The sequence below is a fragment of the Mycobacterium sp. SMC-15 genome (assembly GCF_045310925.1).
Classification (GTDB): Bacteria; Actinomycetota; Actinomycetes; order Mycobacteriales; family Mycobacteriaceae; genus Mycobacterium.
Genome location: NZ_JBJIAJ010000009.1, coordinates 61,560 through 77,803 on the forward strand (window position 1 = coordinate 61,560; position 16,244 = coordinate 77,803).

Consider the following 16,244-nt stretch of genomic DNA (forward strand, 5'->3'; position numbering starts at 1 on the left):
TCTCCTCCGTCGAGCCTCGCTGAACCGCCCGGCCAAATAACCTGAGACGATGGCAGGCATGCGGATAGCGCGCCACATCAGTGACCTCATCGGCAACACCCCCCTGGTCGAGCTGAATTCGATCGTTCCCCCCGGCGCCGGCCGGGTGGTGGCCAAAGTCGAGTACCTCAACCCGGGTGCGAGCTCCAAGGACCGCATCGCGGTGAAGATGATCGACGCCGCCGAGGCCAGCGGCGCGCTCAAGCCCGGCGGCACCATCGTCGAACCCACCTCCGGCAACACCGGTGTCGGCCTGGCGCTGGTGGCCCAGCGCCGCGGCTACAAGTGCGTGTTCGTCTGCCCGGACAAGGTCAGTGAGGACAAGCAGAACGTGTTGCGGGCCTACGGCGCCGAAGTGGTGGTGTGCCCGACGGCGGTACCGCCGAACGACCCGGCCAGCTATTACAGCGTCTCCAACCGGCTTGTCGAGGAGATCGACGGCGCCTGGAAGCCAGACCAGTACTCCAACCCGGCGGGCCCCGAGAGCCACTACGAGACCACCGGTCCGGAAATCTGGACCGACACGGACGGCCAGGTCACCCATTTCGTCGCTGGCATCGGGACCGGCGGCACCATCACCGGCACCGGCCGCTACCTCAAAGAGGTGTCGGGTGGCCGGGTGCAGATCATCGGCGCAGACCCCGAAGGTTCGGTCTACTCCGGCGGGACCGGCCGGCCGTACCTGGTGGAAGGGGTAGGCGAGGACTTCTGGCCGGCCGCCTACGACCCGAGCATTCCCGACGGCATCATTGCGGTCTCCGATGCCGATTCGTTCGACATGACCCGGCGCCTGGCCCGGGAAGAGGCGTTGCTGGTCGGCGGCTCCTGCGGGATGGCCGTGGTCGCGGCGGTCGAGACCGCCGTCAAAGCCGGCCCCGAGTCGCTCGTCGTCGTCCTGCTGCCCGACGGCGGCCGCGGCTACATGTCGAAGCTGTTCAACGACTCCTGGATGTCGTCCTACGGGTTCCTGCGGTCCCGGCTGGACGGTTCGACGGTGCAGCCCACGGTCGCCGATGTGCTGCGGGCCAAGGCGGGGGTGCTGCCGGACCTGGTCCACACCCACCCGGCCGAGACGCTGCGCGACGCCATCGGGATCCTGCGGGAGTACGGGGTGTCGCAGATGCCCGTCGTCGGCGCCGAACCGCCGGTGATGGCCGGCGAAGTGGCCGGCAGCGTGTCCGAACGCGATCTGCTCTCCGCGGTGTTCGAGGGCCGCGCGAAGCTGGCCGACGCGGTGTCGCAGCACATGGGCCCGCCGCTGCCGCTGATCGGATCCGGCGAGGTCGTCGGCGTCGCCGCCACCGCCCTGGCCGACGTCGACGCGGTGATGGTGGTCGAGGACGGCAAACCTGTGGGCGTCATCACCCGCCACGACCTGTTGGGCTTTTTGTCCGACGGGCCACGCCGTCGATAAGGGCTTGACGTTCACTGTCCTGCGGTAGCGTTTGGACCGTTCACCGACACGACCCGAAAGGGTGGAGATGACCGACTTTCCGCAGCCCCCGCAGGGCAACTACCCACCCCCGTCCGGTGACTTCCCGTCGCAGGGCAACTACCCTCCGCCGCCTCCCGGCAACTACCCGCCGCCCCCGGGCAACTACCCGCCCCCGCCGCCCGGGAGCTATCCCCCGCCGCCTCCGGGCAACTACCCTCCGCCGCCTCCGGGTAACTACCCGCCGGCCCCTCCGGGCTACGGCGCGTACCCGGGTGCGGCCGGTACTCCAGTGGGTCAGCTGCCGCAAACGGCGTACACCTCGTGGCTGACTCGCGTCGGCGCCTACTTCGTCGACTTCCTGCCGATCCTGGTGCTCTATGGCATTCCGTCGATGATCGCCGGAACCACCGCCGACAAGGAGTGCATCACCAGCTCCGACGGATTCGCCTGCACGGTCACGCCGTCGAGCACCGGCGCGGCACTGATGTTCGTGGGCTGGTTGGCGGCGCTCGCCTACGGGATCTGGAACTTCGGTTATCGGCAGGGCACCACCGGATCGAGCATCGGTAAGTCAGTGCTGAAGTTCAAGGTGGTCTCCGAGCAGACCGGTCAGCCCATCGGGTTCGGGATGTCGATCGTGCGCCAGTTGGCACACATCATCGACGGCGCGATCTTGTGCATCGGCTACCTGTTCCCGCTGTGGGACGCCAAACGCCAGACGATCGCCGACAAGATCATGACCACCGTCTGCCTGCCGATCCGTTGAGCCAGAACCAATCGCACAGCAATAAGGGCCTGTCCACCACGGCGATCCACGCCGGATTCCGTCCGGACCCGGCAACCGGGGCCGTCAACGCACCGATCTACGCCAGCAGCACCTTCGCCCAGGACGGCGTCGGTGGTCTGCGCGGCGGATACGAATATGCGCGGACCGGCAATCCGACCCGGGCCGCGCTGGAGAACGCGCTGGCCGCGGTGGAGCGCGGCCGGTTCGGCCGGGCGTTCGCGTCAGGGATGGCCGCCACGGACTGCGCGTTGCGGGCGATCCTGCGCCCCGGCGATCACCTGATCATTCCCGACGACGCCTACGGCGGTACCTTCCGGCTGATCGACAAGGTCTTCACCCTGTGGGGTGTGGCGCACACCCCGGTGGCGCTGTCCGACCTGGACGCGGTCCGTGCGGCGCTCACCGACAAGACCAGGCTGATCTGGGTGGAAACCCCCACCAACCCGCTGCTGTCGATCGCCGACATCGCGGGCATCGCGGCCATCGGCAAAGAAGCCGGCGCAAAGGTGCTGGTGGACAACACCTTCGCCTCGCCTGCATTGCAACAACCGTTGACGCTGGGCGCCGACGTGGTGCTGCATTCGACCACCAAGTACATCGGCGGACACTCCGACGTGGTGGGCGGTGCGCTGGTCACCGACGACGAAGAGCTGGATGCGGCTTTCGCGTTCCTGCAGAACGGAGCGGGGGCCGTACCTGGCCCCTTTGACGCCTACCTGACCCTGCGCGGCTTGAAGACGTTGGTGCTACGCATGCAGCGGCACAGCGAGAACGCCGCCGCGGTCGCCGAATTCCTCAACGGCCATCCCGCGGTGAGTCGAGTGCTCTATCCGGGGCTGCCGGAGCACCCCGGCCACGATGTCGCCGCGGCGCAGATGCGCGGATTCGGCGGCATGGTGTCGGTCCGGATGCGTGGTGGTCGGGCCGCCGCCGAGAAGCTGTGCGCCGGAACCGAGATCTTCATCCTGGCCGAGTCGCTGGGCGGCGTGGAGTCGCTGATCGAACTACCCGGCGCGATGACGCATGCGTCGACGGCGGGCTCGCAACTCGAGGTTCCCGACGACTTGGTGCGCCTGTCGGTGGGTATCGAGGACATCGACGACCTGATCGCCGATCTGAAGCAGGCGCTGGACTGAAGCGACCAGCCCCCGCTGCGGGGCTCAGGAGTGGTAGGGCTCCGCGCTGACCAGGGTCACCTTGACGGTCTTGCCGCTGGGCACCGTGTAGCTGCGCTCCTCGTCCACCTTGGCGCCGAGCAGGGCGTGGCCGAGCGGCGAGTTCGGTGAGTACACCTCGAGCTTGTCGTCGCTGACGCCCTCCTGGCGTGTGGCGATCAGGAAGGTCTCGGTGTCGGATTTGTCGCCGTCGTAGAAGACCTTGACCACCGAGCCCGGCAGTGCCACGCCGGACTGCGTCGGGGCCTCGCCGACCTTGGCGTTGTTGAGCAACTCCTGCAGCTGGCGGATGCGGGCCTCCTGCTGGCCCTGCTCCTCGCGTGCGGCGTGATAACCGCCGTTCTCGCGCAGGTCGCCCTCTTCGCGGCGGTCGTTGATCTCCGCGGCGATCACCGGACGGTTCGCGATCAGCTGGTCCAGCTCCGCCTTGAGCCGGTCGTGTGACTCCTGCGTCAACCAGGTCACCTGGGTGTCCGTCATCTCACTGTGCTCCTTGTGTCGTCGGATCCGGCGCCGTCGGGCAGCGGGGCGACATCGTTCTAATGCAGCAATACACGGTCCCAGCTGGAACCGTGTATCCGTACAGGGTACCACCGCGGCATCACGGCAATCGTAGGTAATCCGGGACGTCGCTGCCGCAACCGTAGACGTCTCCCATGACAGGTGGCTGGGAAGATTTCAGCGTCGTCGTCACCTGTACGGTGGCCGACTCCGACGGCGGGATCAGCACTTCGCGGCGGCCAGTCTCGCTGCCGTCGCTGGACCGAACTCGCACGATGCACGCCGCGGGGCGCGACGGCTCGGATCGAGTCACGCTGAACCTAACCTTGACCGTCTGGTCGTCGAGCACCTCGTAGCCGTACAGCTCGCCCTTGACCTCGGCGGTTGCGAAGCGCTGGTAGCCCACCACCGCGATGGCGGCGACGGTGGCGATCGCCAGTGCAGCCAGTGCGATCGCCAGCAGTCGACGGGGCAGGGCACTGCCCCGGGTATCCCCGTAACGGGCCGGCTTGGAGTCGGTCATCGTCAGGTGTGTCCCATGGTCGCCGGTGGAGTCGGGAGCGGTTACCGCGCCCGCCGCAGGTGGTGTAACGATGGGGGCCGGAAACCATCTGGAACTATAGGCGTCCGGTCCGGAGTTCCGGCAGGAGGAACCTGGAGGGAACGGGGAATGTGCGCATGAGTGGACTGCGGCTGATGGCGGTGCACGCCCACCCCGACGACGAGTCCAGCAAGGGCGCGGCCACGGTGGCCCGCTACACCGCCGCTGGGCACCGGGTGATGGTGGTGACGCTGACCGGTGGCGAGCGCGGCGACATCCTCAACCCGGCGATGGACCTGCCCGACGTGCACGGCCGTATCGCCGACGTGCGTCGCGACGAGATGGCCAAGGCCGCCGAGATCCTCGGGGTCGAACACCACTGGCTGGGATTCGTCGACTCCGGTCTGCCCAAGGGCGACCCGCTGCCGCCGCTGCCGGAGGACTGCTTCGCGCTGGTGCCCCTGGAGGTGTCCACCGAAGCCCTGGTGCGGGCGGTGCGCACGTTCCGTCCGCACGTGATGACCACGTACGACGAGAACGGCGGCTATCCGCACCCCGATCACATCCGTTGCCACCAGGTGTCGCTGGCCGCGTTCGAGGCGGCAGGCGACCATCGACGTTTTCCCGACGCCGGTGAGCCCTGGTCCGTGGCCAAGCTCTACTACAACCACGGGTTCCTGCGGCAACGGATGCAGCTACTGCAGGACGAGTTCGCCCGCAACGGCGAGGTGGGCCCGTTCGCCAAATGGCTGGAACACTGGCAGCCCGACCACGACGTGTTCGCCGACCGGGTGACCACCCGTGTCGAATGCGCCGAATACTTCAGCCAGCGCGACGACGCGCTGCGCGCGCACGCCACCCAGATCGACCCCAACGGCGACTTCTTCGCCGCGCCGATCGAGTGGCAGCAGCGACTCTGGCCGACCGAGGAGTTCGAGCTGGCCCGGTCTCGGGTGCCGGTTACTCTGCCGGAGACGGACCTGTTCGCCGGGATCGAGGACAACGGATGAACCACGCTGTGCTGACTGTGCTGTGGATGGCCGCCGACGACGGCGTGCCGCGCGACACCGGGCCGGATTTCGGCAAGGCCAGCCCGTTCGGGCTGCTGGTCATCGTGCTGCTGATGCTCGGCACGTTCGCGCTGGTGTGGTCGATGAACCGGCAGCTCAAGAAGTTGCCGGAATCGTTCGACCGGGAGGACCCCGCCGCGGACCAAGCCGCCGACGAGGGGACCGTCGGGTCCGCTTCGTCCGGCGATCTCCCGGGCGATGACGGGCCGGGCTCAGCGTCGCAGCAGTCGTCGAGCTAACAGCTCCCCAACGCCGGGTTTCGCACATGCGACTGCCGGATTAACCTTTGCCCCTTGGGGTTTCGTCGCTATGGCGAATATCGCCGACCCCAGCGCGGCATGCGATGATTGCCCTGAACCGCGGCTTGGGAGAAAGGTTCGGGGTTGGCCATGCTCGCAGATCGCTCACCCGGGTTGGCGCTGTCGCCGATCATCTTGATGGTGCTACTGGTCGGCCTCATCAAGGTTCCGGCCGTGCATGCCGACGCGGTCGACACCACTTTCCTGGGCGCCCTCAACTCCAAGGGCATCGACTTCGCCAACGGGCAGTCTGCGGTCATCGCCGGTCATGAGGTCTGCGACGAGCTCGACAGCGGCCGGCAGAAGAACGACGTGGTCTCCGAAGTGATGCAGAGTAGCCAGCTCGACGGCTACCACGCCGGTTTCTTCGTCGGGGTCAGCGTCAGTGCGTTCTGCCCGAGGCATCACGGTTAGTCCTGCTCAGCCGGCAGAGGGCGGCTTCGGCATGACCGGGCCCCGCAGTTCCAAACCGACTTCCAGGTCCTCGTACTTCTGCTGCTTGCGCTTGCGCCAGCCGCTGCCCGCAGAATTCGATGGGGGCACCATCGGCGGCATGATCGGCGGGATGCCAGCGAACGTCGTGGACTGGTTTGCGGGCAGCGGCGCCGCCGACGACGCCAGTTGCACCGGCGTCTGAGCCGCGGCCAGAAATCCCGCCGCGGCGGGCGGCGCGCTCAGCGGGCCCACCTTCACCCCGACACCGATTGCAGCCGAGGGTATTTCGGACAGGCCGGCGGCGCCCAGCGCCCCCAGCCCCCCGAGCGGCATGGCCGGGATCAAGGCGGACTCGCCCTCGGCGAGGCCCTGCGCCATCGCGGCGTTGACGTTCTGCAACGCCTGCGCCGAGGTGTTCTGGGCGAGATAGCTGAGCAGGTTGATCGGGAAACCGGAGGACACGAACTGGTTGGCATAGGTGTTCGCCAGGCCGGTCCAACTGGTGTTCGGGTCGAATGAGGTCAGCGACGACTCCAACGACGCCAAAGTCGAATCGGCAGAGGTGGTTCTACTGCCGGCTGTCGCGGGCTTCGGGGAGCTGAACGCGGGAAGTGTGGTGGCCTGCGCCGAGGCCGCCTGATAGCGGCTCATCGCGGCGGCGTTGTTCGTCCACATGCCCAGGTACTGGCTCTCGTTCTCCGCGATCGCCGCAGAGTTGTTCCCGAATCGATTGGTCGCCAGCAGTTGCACCCGGCGAGTGCGGTTGGCCTTGATCGCCGCGGTCGGGGCCACCGCGGTGCGGACCGTTTCGAAGGCCGCCGCGGCGGCCTGGATCGAGGCGGCGGTCCGCCGGCACTGCTGTGCCGTGGAGCGCAGCCACACCAGGTAGGGCTCGGCGGACTGCACCATCGCGGCCGCTGACCGGCCGCGCCACGAGTCCACCAATGCCGACAGCGCGGCGACATAGTCGTCGGCGTATTCATCGAGGTAACCGCCAAGCTGCCGCCACGCGCCGGACGCCTCGACGAGGGATCTCGCACCGGGGCCGGTGTGGACCAGCGCGGAGGTGACCTCGGGGGGCGCGGTTATGGACTGCATGACCCGTGGTGGTGGCTCGTTCAGGCGATCGCGCTGATAGCGGCCGATAGGCGCGACTTGAACGCGTCGGGGATGGGGACGTAGCCGTGGTCGGCCAGCTCGTGCTGGCCGTCGCCGATCGCGCTCTGCAGGAAGGCGCGCACCGCGGTTCCGACCTGTGGGTCGGGATACTTCGAGCAGACGATCTCGTAGGTGGCCAGCACGATCGGATACGCACCGGGCTGATTCGGCCGGTAGAAGGAGATGGTGTCCAGGGCCAGGTCGTTGCCGTCGCGGATGAACCAGGCCGAGGTAATGGTCTTGCCGACCGAGTCCTCACTGATCGCGACGGGGTCCGGGCCCGCCGAGGTGATGACGTTGGCCATGCCCAGCTGGTGGTTCTGCGCGAACGACCACTCGGTATAGGTGACCGACCCTTCGAGTTCGGCCGCGGCCGCGGCGACGCCCTCGTTGCCGTGGGCGGTCTGTCCGGCAGCGCCGTTGAAGGTTCGCCCGGCACCCTTGCCCCAGGTGCCCGCGGACGCGGTGTCCAGGTAGCGCTGGAAGTTGTCGGTGGTCCCGGAAGCGTCGCTGCGCGACACCACCCGAATCGGCAGGGCGGGCAGGGCTATGCCGGTGTTGAGTGCGGCGATCGCCGGATCGTTCCAGCTGGTGATGGTGCCGTTGAAGATGTTGGCCGCGGTGGGGCCGTCCAGGTTCAGCGATGTCACGCCACCCAGGCGAAACGCGATGGCGATGGGTCCGAACACCATCGGCAGGTTCCATACCGGCGCACCGCAGCGTTGCTGGGCGCGGTCGTATTCACCCTTGCTCAGCGGCGAATCAGATCCGCCGAAATCTGTTTGGTCGGCCAGGAATTCGTCGATGCCGGCACCGGAACCGTTCGGCTGGTAGGTCAGGCTCTGGCCAGGGCAGGCTTGGCTGAAGGTCGCGACGAACCGCGTCATGGCGTTGGCCTGAGCGGTGGATCCGCTGGCCTTCAGGTTCGGGTCTCCGCCGCAGTCCACCCCGGATGCCGGGGCCTGTGCCGCATGGCTCGGTGCGGTCGCGTCATGGCCGCCTCCGCATCCGGACAGCAGCGCAACGCCCACGGCCAGCAAGCTCGGTACGGCACGTCGATTGATGTCAACCACACCCCTCGGGTCGTCTCATCGGCGAATGTAGCAATGGCGTGTACCCGCAACATTGGTACTTCGCAGGAGAATTCAAGAGTTCAGCAACCGTTTTCGATCTGGTCATCAGCCGGGCAGGAAGCGTCTGCCTGCGGGTCCGTCGGCGCGCCGAGTGCCACAGGATTAGCGTGGATGGATGGCCAACCGTCTCGCAACGTCCGCCAGCCCCTACCTGCGTCAACACGCCGACAATCCGGTGCACTGGTGGGAGTGGACGCCCGAGGCCCTGGCCGAGGCCGTCGAACGCGACGTGCCGATCCTGCTGTCGGTGGGCTACGCGGCCTGCCACTGGTGTCACGTGATGGCGCACGGTTCCTTCGAGGACGCAGAAGTCGCGGCGGCCATGAACGCGGGCTTCGTGTGCATCAAGGTCGACCGGGAGGAGCGCCCGGATATCGACGCGATCTACATGACCGCCACCCAGGCGCTGACCGGGCGCGGCGGCTGGCCGATGACCTGCTTCCTGACCCCCGATGGCCGGCCGTTCTACTGCGGCACGTACTACCCCAAAGACGCGTTCTTGAACCTGCTTTCAGCGATCACCGCCACTTGGAACGAGCGTCGCGGGGAAGTCGAGGAGGCTTCGGACAACATTGCCACCGAGTTGCGCTCGATGGCCGCCGGACTGCCGGGGGACGGGCCGCCGGTCGATGCGATGCTCTGCGACGCTGCCGTGGCCGCGGTGCTGCGCGACGAGGACATCACCCACGGGGGATTCGGCGGCGCGCCGAAGTTCCCGCCGTCGGCGCTGCTGGAGACCCTGCTGCGTCATTACGAACGGACGGCGACCCGCCCGGCACTGCAGGCCGTGGAACGCGCCGGTGCGGCGATGGCCCGTGGTGGGATCTACGACCAGCTCGCCGGCGGCTTCGCCCGCTACAGCGTCGACAACGCCTGGGTGGTACCGCATTTCGAGAAGATGCTCTACGACAATGCATTGCTGCTGCGGGCCTATGCGCATTGGGCCCGACGTACCGGCGACCCGCTGGCCACCCGGGTGACCGCCCAGACGGCCCGCTTCCTACTCGACGAGTTGTCCGACCGTGGGATGTTCATCTCGTCGCTGGACGCCGACGCCGACGGCCAGGAGGGCTTGACCTATGTGTGGACACCCGAGCAGCTGACCGAGGTTCTCGGTGCCGACGACGGGGCGTGGGCCGCAGACGTTTTCGGGGTCACGGCGAGCGGCACCTTTGAGTCTGGCACGTCGGTGCTGCAGCTTCCGGTCGATCCCGATGATCCAGCGCGGCTCGAGCGGGTGCGCCAGGAGCTGCTGGCCGCCCGGCGGTCCCGGCCCCAGCCCGGCCGCGACGACAAGGTGGTCACCGCCTGGAACGGCATGGCGATCACGGCGTTGGCCGAAGCGGCTGTGGCGCTGGGAGATCCGACCCTGACCGCCGCGGCGCAGGAGTGTGCCGACAAGCTGCTTGAGCTGCACCTGGTGGACGGCCGGCTGCGCCGGGCCAGCCTGGGCGGTCGGGTGGGCGGCAGCGCCGCGATCCTGGAGGACTACGGCGCGCTGGCCACCGGACTGCTCAGCCTGTACCAGCTCGGCGGTCAGCAGCGGCTACTCGATGCGGCCGCCGGCCTGCTGGACACCGCGCTGGCCCACTTCACCGATCCGGAGTCACCCGGGCGCTGGTTCGACAGCGCCGACGACGCCGAGGCGCTGGTGCTGCGACCCAGCGACCCGATGGACGGCGCCACCCCGTCTGGCGCGGCGTTGATCACCGAAGCGCTGCTGACCGCGGCCCACCTGGTCGCCGCGGACCGTAGCGAGCGGTACCGCCAGGCCGCCACCGATGCGCTGGCGGCCCATGCCGCGCTGCTGGAGCGCGTACCCCGCGCGGTCGGGCACTGGCTCGGCATCGCCGAGGCCTACGTGCGGGGTCCGCTGCAGATCGCGGTGGCCTGCGACGGCCCAGACTCCGCGCTGCTGGCACAGGCGCGCCGGCTGGCGCCCGGGGGGACGATCGTGGTCGGCGGGGCGGCCGACTCATCGGAGCTGCTGATCGGGCGAAGCCGGGTGGGCGGCGCCGACGCCGCCTACGTCTGTCGGGGCCCGGTGTGTGACTTGCCGGTGGGCAGCGCGGCGCAGTTGGCCTCCGCACTTGGCGTTGCCCTTGGGGTGCCCGCAAATCCGGCATCCGTGTAACGTGCGGCACATGACGAGCGCACCCGAGCGGGCACAGGCCATCACCGAGACCGTCCACCGCTACATCGAGCTGGTCGGCGGCGGCGACGCCGATGCGCTGGTCGAGCTCTACGCCTCCGACGCCACCCTGGAGGACCCGGTCGGCGGCGAGGTGCACATCGGCCACCAGGCCATCCGCAACTTCTACTCGGCCATCACCGGGCTGGACCGCAAGGCCGAGCTGGTGACGCTGCGGGTCGCCGGCAACGAGGCGGCGTTCCACTTCGCGCTGACCATCACTAACGGTGACCACCGGATGCGCATCGAGCCGATCGACGTGATGGTATTCGACGGCGACGGCAAGATCGCCGGGATGAAGGCCTACTGGTCGGCGGAGAACATCACCCAGCTGTAGCCGCGCGGCTACGAGAGCACCGCGAACCAGATCGCGATGTACTGGCAGATCGCGGCCACAGCGGTGCAGGCGTGAAAGAACTCGTGGTACCCGAACGTCTCGGGCCACGGGTCCGGCCACTTCAGCGCGTACATGATCGCGCCGATGCTGTAGAGCGCGCCACCGACGGCCAGCAGCACCATCGCCGCGACACCGGCGTTGTGCATGATCGTCGCGATGAAAAACGCTGACACCCAGCCCAACAGCAGGTAGAGCGGCACCCCGACCCACTTCGGGGCGGTCGGCCAGCACAGCTTGAGCACCACGCCGGCCAGCGCACCGCCCCACACGATCGCCATCACCAGCCGTTCCTGGGCGCCGTGGTCCATGGCCAGCAGTGCGAACGGGGTGTAAGTGCCGGCGATGAAGATGAAGATCATCGCGTGGTCGAGCCGCTTCATGCGGATCCGGGCGGCGACAGACTTCCAGGTGATCCGGTGATAAGTCGCGCTGACCGCGAACATGCCCACCACGGAGATCGAGTAGGCCAAGGTGGCCAGGCCGGCCTCGAGCCCGGCCAGCGACCAGGCCACCGCGGTCAAGGTGATCCCGGCGATGACGGCCACGATGGCCGACACGAGGTGAATCCACCCGCGTGCCCGCGGTTTGGTGTGCGGCACGGTGAGGTCCGCCGGCAGCTCGTTCGGATTCGGCTCGGCGATGGTGTCGGTGTGGGTGCTCATGGGCCTTCCTGAACTCCACGCGGATCCCGGACTGATTCCCGTCATTGCTTTCAGATCACAGTAGTCTGGGTTTTTGTGGCAATCATCCCGGCGCGCTTGAAGGAGCCGTTGTACCGGATCTACGAACTGCGCCTCCGGCAGGGCTTGGCGGCGTCGCGGTCGACGCTGCCCCGCCACATCGCCGTGCTCTGCGACGGTAACCGGCGGTGGGCGCGCGACGCCGGCTACGACGACGTCAGCTACGGCTACCGGATGGGTGCGGCCAAGATCGCCGAGATGCTGCGCTGGTGCGCCGACGCGGGCATCGAGATGGCCACCGTCTACCTGCTGTCCACCGAGAACCTGCAGCGCGACCCCGCCGAACTGGCCGCGCTGATCGAGATCATCACCGACGTGGTGGAGGAGATCTGTGCGCCCGCGAATCGGTGGAGCGTGCGCACCGTCGGGGACCTGGCGCTGCTGGGCGAAGAACCCGCCCGTCGCCTGCGTGAGGCCACGGAAGGCACAGTAAGCACCGCCGATCCTGACCGCGCAAGCTCGCGCCTGCACGTCAACGTCGCGGTCGGCTACGGCGGCCGCCAAGAGATCGTCGATGCCGTGCGTGGCCTGCTCGGCAAGCAGCTGGCCAACGGCGCAACCGCCGAGGAGCTGGTCGACGCGGTGACCGTCGAGGGCATCTCGGAGAACCTCTACACCTCGGGTCAGCCCGATCCGGACCTGGTGATCCGCACGTCCGGGGAGCAGCGGTTGTCGGGCTTCCTGCTGTGGCAGAGCGCCTACTCGGAGATGTGGTTCACCGAGGCGCACTGGCCGGCGTTTCGGCGGGTCGACTTCCTGCGAGCGCTGCGCGACTACAGCGTGCGGCACCGGAGATTCGGGCGGTAGCGAGCCGTGGTGATGTTGTCGGCGCTGGTCTTCACCCTGAGTTGGTGGCTCGGGATGTACCTGTTGGCGCGCGACCCGCGCAAACCGGTGCTGGTGCTGGCCGCGGTCGGGTTGTGCGGTTTCGCCGCCGTGGTGGCCGCCGACGCGGTCCGGGAGGTGTGGCATCCGGTGCTGCTCGGGCGGGTGGAGATCTACCTCGCGGTGCTGCCCGGGGTGGCCTGGTTCGCGGTGCTGCTGGAGCTGGCCAGGCCGTGTGACCGATGGACCGGCCGGGCGCGCGACGTGACGTTCATCGGCGCGGTCGGGGCCGCCGCGCTGGTCGGAGCGACCTGGGCCGGCAGCGTGGAAGGCCCGCCGCGGGCCGGACACTGGCTGCTGTTCGCGGTGATCTCGGTGTCGACGTTGGCGGCGATGGTCAAGGCGCTGATCCGGCCCGCGCAGCCCGGTTCGGTGCTCGGTGTGGCCGCCGTCGCGACACTGTTCTTCGCCCTGGCCAACGCGATCCTGATCATCCCGCTGGGCGTGGTGCCCAGCGGGATAGCGCTGGCCAGCACCGGCGTCGACGTCCTGCTCCTGGGCCTGGCGGTGGCGCTGTGGGATGCCTTCGACGAAGGGCAGGCGCTGCGCTTGGACATGTTGCGGTCGTTTCTTGCCTGCGTCGCGATGGCGGCGTTGCTGGGTGGGCAGGTGTTGATCGGGCTGTGGTTGACCCGAGCCGAACCCGTGGCGCAGACCGCGCTGACGGTGCTGTTGTTCACCACGATCGCGGTCGGGATCGAGGTCCAGGTGTTCGTCGACCGGCTGGCCGGACTCTGGGACCGGCTGGCGTTCTGGCGGTCCCCGGCGTTGCGCGCCGACCGCGCCGTGTTGCGCGGCACCGAGGCGGCGCTGGCGCTGCGCTCGACCGGCCCGCTCGACGACCTCGACGAGGAGACCTTCGTCCGGCTGACCCGCCGGGCGCTGGGGCACTACGGGGATCTGTCGAAGCTCGTCGCCAGCCCCCTGACCGCGTTGCCGGTCATCGACGAGCGGTTGGCCGCCCGCGGTGCGCCCGATGCCCCGCTGGAACGCGCCAACGAGCTCAAGGCCGTGCTGGCCGATCGGATCGCCGCGCTCAAGCCGCGCGACGGCGGCGAGTTCGGCACCACCGAGCAGTGGCGTCACTACAACGCCCTGTATTTCCCCTACGTCGTCGGAGTGCGCGCCTACGCACAGAACGCCACCGCGGCCGGGCTGGACCCCACCGCCCGGCAGGCCTGGCAGTGGCTGGTCACCGAGGTGCCGCAGCGTTCACTGCACAACTGGCAGAACGCCGGGGCCCGGGTGATCGCCGCCGACCTACGGGGCCGGATGACGGTGTCGTCGGCGCTCTGACCTGCGCGTGGCAGTGCTTGGCAGTGCCACGGGTCGATGTGGCAGTGGTTGCGCCGCAAGGTCGAGGGTGTCCGCACCACCCTCGAAGGGAGTTTCCTCATGACCGCCATCACCACCCCGGTCCTGTCCGACTCGACCGACTCACTCTTGCGCTTCGCGCTGCGCGCCGACGCCGTCATCGTCGGAACCGTCGGCCTGGCCGGCGCGCTCGCCGCCCGCCCGATGGCGGCACTGGAAGGCCTCACCGCGGCCCACGAATACGCCCTGGCCGCCTTCTGCATCCTCTACGGCGTCGTGGTCTACTTCCTGTCCGCGCTGCCGGACCTGCGCCGCGCGGGTATCGGTGTGATTGCCGCCAATGTGGCGTGCACCGTGGCCGCCGTCGCGGTGGTCGAGGCAGGTGTACTGCCGCTGACCGGAATCGGGGTGGTGGCCATGCTGGCGAGCGCGGTCTACACCGCGTTCTTCGCACTGATGCAGTACCGGGGGCTGCGCCGCCTGGGCTGAGATGCAGCCCACTCAACGTGTCGCCGCGGCCGTCACCGTCTACAGTTCTCTCCCATGAAGTGGCGGCTGGCGGCGATGACGCTGATCCCCGGAACCCTGATCTACGCCGCCGCGCCGGCGCAGGCCGACGAGAAGACTTACCTCAGTTACCTTGAGTCGCACGGCTTCAAATACCAGAACAGTCCCGGGCTGACCACTCCTTCCGGGGCGGTGCAGTTCGGCAAGATCATCTGCGAGAACCTGCGGAAGGGCCGCCCGGCCAAGGACCGGTTCGGCACGAAGGTCGCCGACGGCGTCACCAAGGTCATGATCGACGGGGCGCAACGCGAAATGTGCCCGGACACCTTGGCTGCCGCCGCCACCCCCACGCCGACGCCGGCGGTGCCGCCGCCGGGCGCGGGCGAACCGCCGTCACCGGGGCCTGAGGTTCCACCGCCGGCCGACCCGGCACCGCCGCCCGGTTTCCCGCCGCCCCCAGGCTTCCCGCCGCCCCCGGGTTTCCCCCCGCCGCCGGACTTCCCGCCGCCACCCGGTTTCCCGCCGCCGCCCGAGCCTGCACCTGCACCCGCAGGGGAGCTGCCCCCGCCGCCGCCGGAGCCGGCGCCTCCGCCGGGACAGCCGCAGCCGGGCACCGCGACGCAGCCCTAGCGGTCGCCGCTGGAGCCACGGGCTAAAGCTTGCGCAGTCGCAGCCTGTTGATGGAGTGATCGGCGTCCTTGCGCAGCACCAGCGTCGCTCGCGGCCGGGTGGGCAGGATGTTCTCGATCAGGTTGGGCCGGTTGATCGAGCGCCAGATGTCGCGCGCTGCGGCCACCGCCTGCTGATCATTGAGCGCTGCGTAGTGGTGGAAGTGCGAGTCGGGGTTGGCGAACGAGGTGGAGCGCATCGCCAGGAACCGCGAGACGTACCAGTGCTCGATGTCTTCCACCCGGGCGTCGACGTACAGCGAGAAGTCGAACAGGTCGGAGATCATCAGCGTCGGGCCGGTCTGCAGAACGTTGAGGCCCTCGAGGATCAAGATGTCGGGGTGGCGGACCACCTGCTTGGCGCTGGGAACGATGTCGTAACTCATGTGTGAGTAGACCGGCGCGCACACGTAGTCCGCACCGGACTTCACCGAGGTGACGAACCGCATCAGCGCGCGGCGGTTGTAGCTTTCCGGGAACCCTTTGCGGTGCATCAGGTTCCGGCGCTGCAACTCATGATTGGGGTAGAGAAACCCGTCGGTGGTGACCAGATCCACCCGCGGGTGGTGATCCCAGCGGGCCAGCAACGCCTGCAGCACACGGGCCGTCGTCGACTTGCCGACCGCCACGCTGCCGGCCACCCCGATGACGAACGGCACCGGCCGATCGGGATTCTGGTCGTTCTCGGCACCGAGGAACTCCGCGGTGGCGGCGAAGAGCTGTTGGCGGGCGGCGACCTGCAGGTGCAACAGACGCGCGAGCGGCAGATAGACCTCTTCGACCTCCAACAGGTCGACCTGCTCGCCGAGGCCGCGCAGTGCGACGACTTCTGCTTCGGTGAGTGGCATCGGCGTCGACATACGGAGTGTCCGCCATTGACGTCGGTCGAACTCCACGTAGGGAGTCGGCTCGCTCAGCCGCCGCATGACCATACAGTCTTGCAGTAGCCGCGACGGTTAACCTGATCGG

At 68.6% G+C, this 16,244-nt stretch carries 18 protein-coding genes; 12 read left to right on the top strand and 6 right to left on the bottom strand.

What is annotated here, in order from left to right; genetic code table 11:
* Positions 1-58 precede the first annotated feature (58 nt).
* The 3 genes from ACJH71_RS14435 to ACJH71_RS14445 all read left to right on the top strand — a co-directional run bounded on the left by ACJH71_RS14435 (position 59) and on the right by ACJH71_RS14445 (position 3,397).
* Positions 59-1,453, top strand: a complete 1,395-nt coding sequence (locus tag ACJH71_RS14435; protein WP_406758853.1) for a cystathionine beta-synthase — start codon at positions 59-61, stop codon at positions 1,451-1,453.
* Between the two features lie 67 nt (positions 1,454-1,520).
* A complete protein-coding gene (locus tag ACJH71_RS14440; protein ID WP_406758692.1) occupies positions 1,521-2,240 on the top strand; it encodes an RDD family protein in 720 nt (239 codons plus the stop codon).
* Entirely contained in the window at positions 2,237-3,397 is a 1,161-nt protein-coding gene (locus ACJH71_RS14445) for a cystathionine gamma-synthase (RefSeq protein ID WP_406758693.1), read from the top strand. The genes ACJH71_RS14440 and ACJH71_RS14445 overlap by 4 nt, the downstream gene beginning before the upstream one ends.
* A 24-nt stretch (positions 3,398-3,421) precedes the next feature.
* On the opposite strand, the gene greA is transcribed toward ACJH71_RS14445, so the two are convergent.
* Entirely contained in the window at positions 3,422-3,916 is a 495-nt protein-coding gene (greA, locus tag ACJH71_RS14450; RefSeq protein ID WP_308485921.1) for a transcription elongation factor GreA, read from the bottom strand.
* 121 nt (positions 3,917-4,037) lie between these two features.
* Positions 4,038-4,460, bottom strand: a complete 423-nt coding sequence (locus tag ACJH71_RS14455; RefSeq protein WP_406758694.1) for a DUF4307 domain-containing protein — start codon at positions 4,458-4,460, stop codon at positions 4,038-4,040.
* A 155-nt stretch (positions 4,461-4,615) separates the two neighbouring features.
* Between ACJH71_RS14455 and mca the strand changes: the two genes are divergently transcribed.
* From mca to ACJH71_RS14470, 3 genes are all read left to right on the top strand, one after another.
* Complete coding sequence (mca, locus tag ACJH71_RS14460) at positions 4,616-5,488, top strand: mycothiol conjugate amidase Mca (protein ID WP_406758695.1); 873 nt, start codon at positions 4,616-4,618, stop codon at positions 5,486-5,488.
* Positions 5,485-5,787, top strand: coding sequence for a hypothetical protein (locus ACJH71_RS14465; protein WP_406758696.1), 303 nt, complete (start codon positions 5,485-5,487; stop codon positions 5,785-5,787). The genes mca and ACJH71_RS14465 overlap by 4 nt, the downstream gene beginning before the upstream one ends.
* 150 nt (positions 5,788-5,937) lie before the next feature.
* Positions 5,938-6,261 (top strand): DUF732 domain-containing protein, encoded by a 324-nt coding sequence (locus ACJH71_RS14470; protein WP_406758697.1) that lies wholly within the window; start codon positions 5,938-5,940, stop codon positions 6,259-6,261.
* 6 nt (positions 6,262-6,267) lie between these two features.
* Here ACJH71_RS14470 and ACJH71_RS14475 read toward each other — a convergent pair whose 3' ends face one another.
* Positions 6,268-7,380, bottom strand: coding sequence for a PPE family protein (locus tag ACJH71_RS14475; protein WP_406758698.1), 1,113 nt, complete (start codon positions 7,378-7,380; stop codon positions 6,268-6,270).
* A gap of 20 nt (positions 7,381-7,400) precedes the next feature.
* Complete coding sequence (gene pstS, locus ACJH71_RS14480; protein ID WP_406758699.1) at positions 7,401-8,513, bottom strand: phosphate ABC transporter substrate-binding protein PstS; 1,113 nt, start codon at positions 8,511-8,513, stop codon at positions 7,401-7,403.
* Positions 8,514-8,688: 175 nt separating this feature from the next.
* On the opposite strand from pstS, the gene ACJH71_RS14485 reads away from it, so the two are divergent.
* The gene (locus tag ACJH71_RS14485) at positions 8,689-10,707 is read left to right on the top strand and encodes a thioredoxin domain-containing protein (RefSeq protein ID WP_406758700.1); all 2,019 of its coding nucleotides are present in this window, start codon (positions 8,689-8,691) and stop codon (positions 10,705-10,707) included.
* Between the two features lie 10 nt (positions 10,708-10,717).
* The gene (locus ACJH71_RS14490; RefSeq protein WP_406758701.1) at positions 10,718-11,101 is read left to right on the top strand and encodes a nuclear transport factor 2 family protein; all 384 of its coding nucleotides are present in this window, start codon (positions 10,718-10,720) and stop codon (positions 11,099-11,101) included.
* A gap of 8 nt (positions 11,102-11,109) precedes the next feature.
* On the opposite strand, the gene trhA is transcribed toward ACJH71_RS14490, so the two are convergent.
* Complete coding sequence (trhA, locus tag ACJH71_RS14495; protein WP_406758702.1) at positions 11,110-11,823, bottom strand: PAQR family membrane homeostasis protein TrhA; 714 nt, start codon at positions 11,821-11,823, stop codon at positions 11,110-11,112.
* A gap of 75 nt (positions 11,824-11,898) precedes the next feature.
* On the opposite strand from trhA, the gene ACJH71_RS14500 reads away from it, so the two are divergent.
* From ACJH71_RS14500 to ACJH71_RS14515, 4 genes are all read left to right on the top strand, one after another.
* Positions 11,899-12,708, top strand: coding sequence for a (2Z,6E)-farnesyl diphosphate synthase (locus tag ACJH71_RS14500; protein ID WP_406758703.1), 810 nt, complete (start codon positions 11,899-11,901; stop codon positions 12,706-12,708).
* A gap of 6 nt (positions 12,709-12,714) precedes the next feature.
* Positions 12,715-14,082, top strand: coding sequence for a hypothetical protein (locus ACJH71_RS14505; protein ID WP_406758704.1), 1,368 nt, complete (start codon positions 12,715-12,717; stop codon positions 14,080-14,082).
* Between the two features lie 99 nt (positions 14,083-14,181).
* Positions 14,182-14,589: a hypothetical protein gene (locus tag ACJH71_RS14510; protein WP_406758705.1), complete on the top strand. Its 408-nt coding sequence runs from the start codon at positions 14,182-14,184 to the stop codon at positions 14,587-14,589.
* Between the two features lie 54 nt (positions 14,590-14,643).
* Positions 14,644-15,237: a DUF732 domain-containing protein gene (locus tag ACJH71_RS14515; RefSeq protein WP_406758706.1), complete on the top strand. Its 594-nt coding sequence runs from the start codon at positions 14,644-14,646 to the stop codon at positions 15,235-15,237.
* 22 nt (positions 15,238-15,259) lie between these two features.
* Here ACJH71_RS14515 and coaA read toward each other — a convergent pair whose 3' ends face one another.
* Positions 15,260-16,201 (bottom strand): type I pantothenate kinase, encoded by a 942-nt coding sequence (gene coaA / locus ACJH71_RS14520; protein ID WP_406758707.1) that lies wholly within the window; start codon positions 16,199-16,201, stop codon positions 15,260-15,262.
* Between the last annotated feature and the right edge of the window lie 43 nt (positions 16,202-16,244).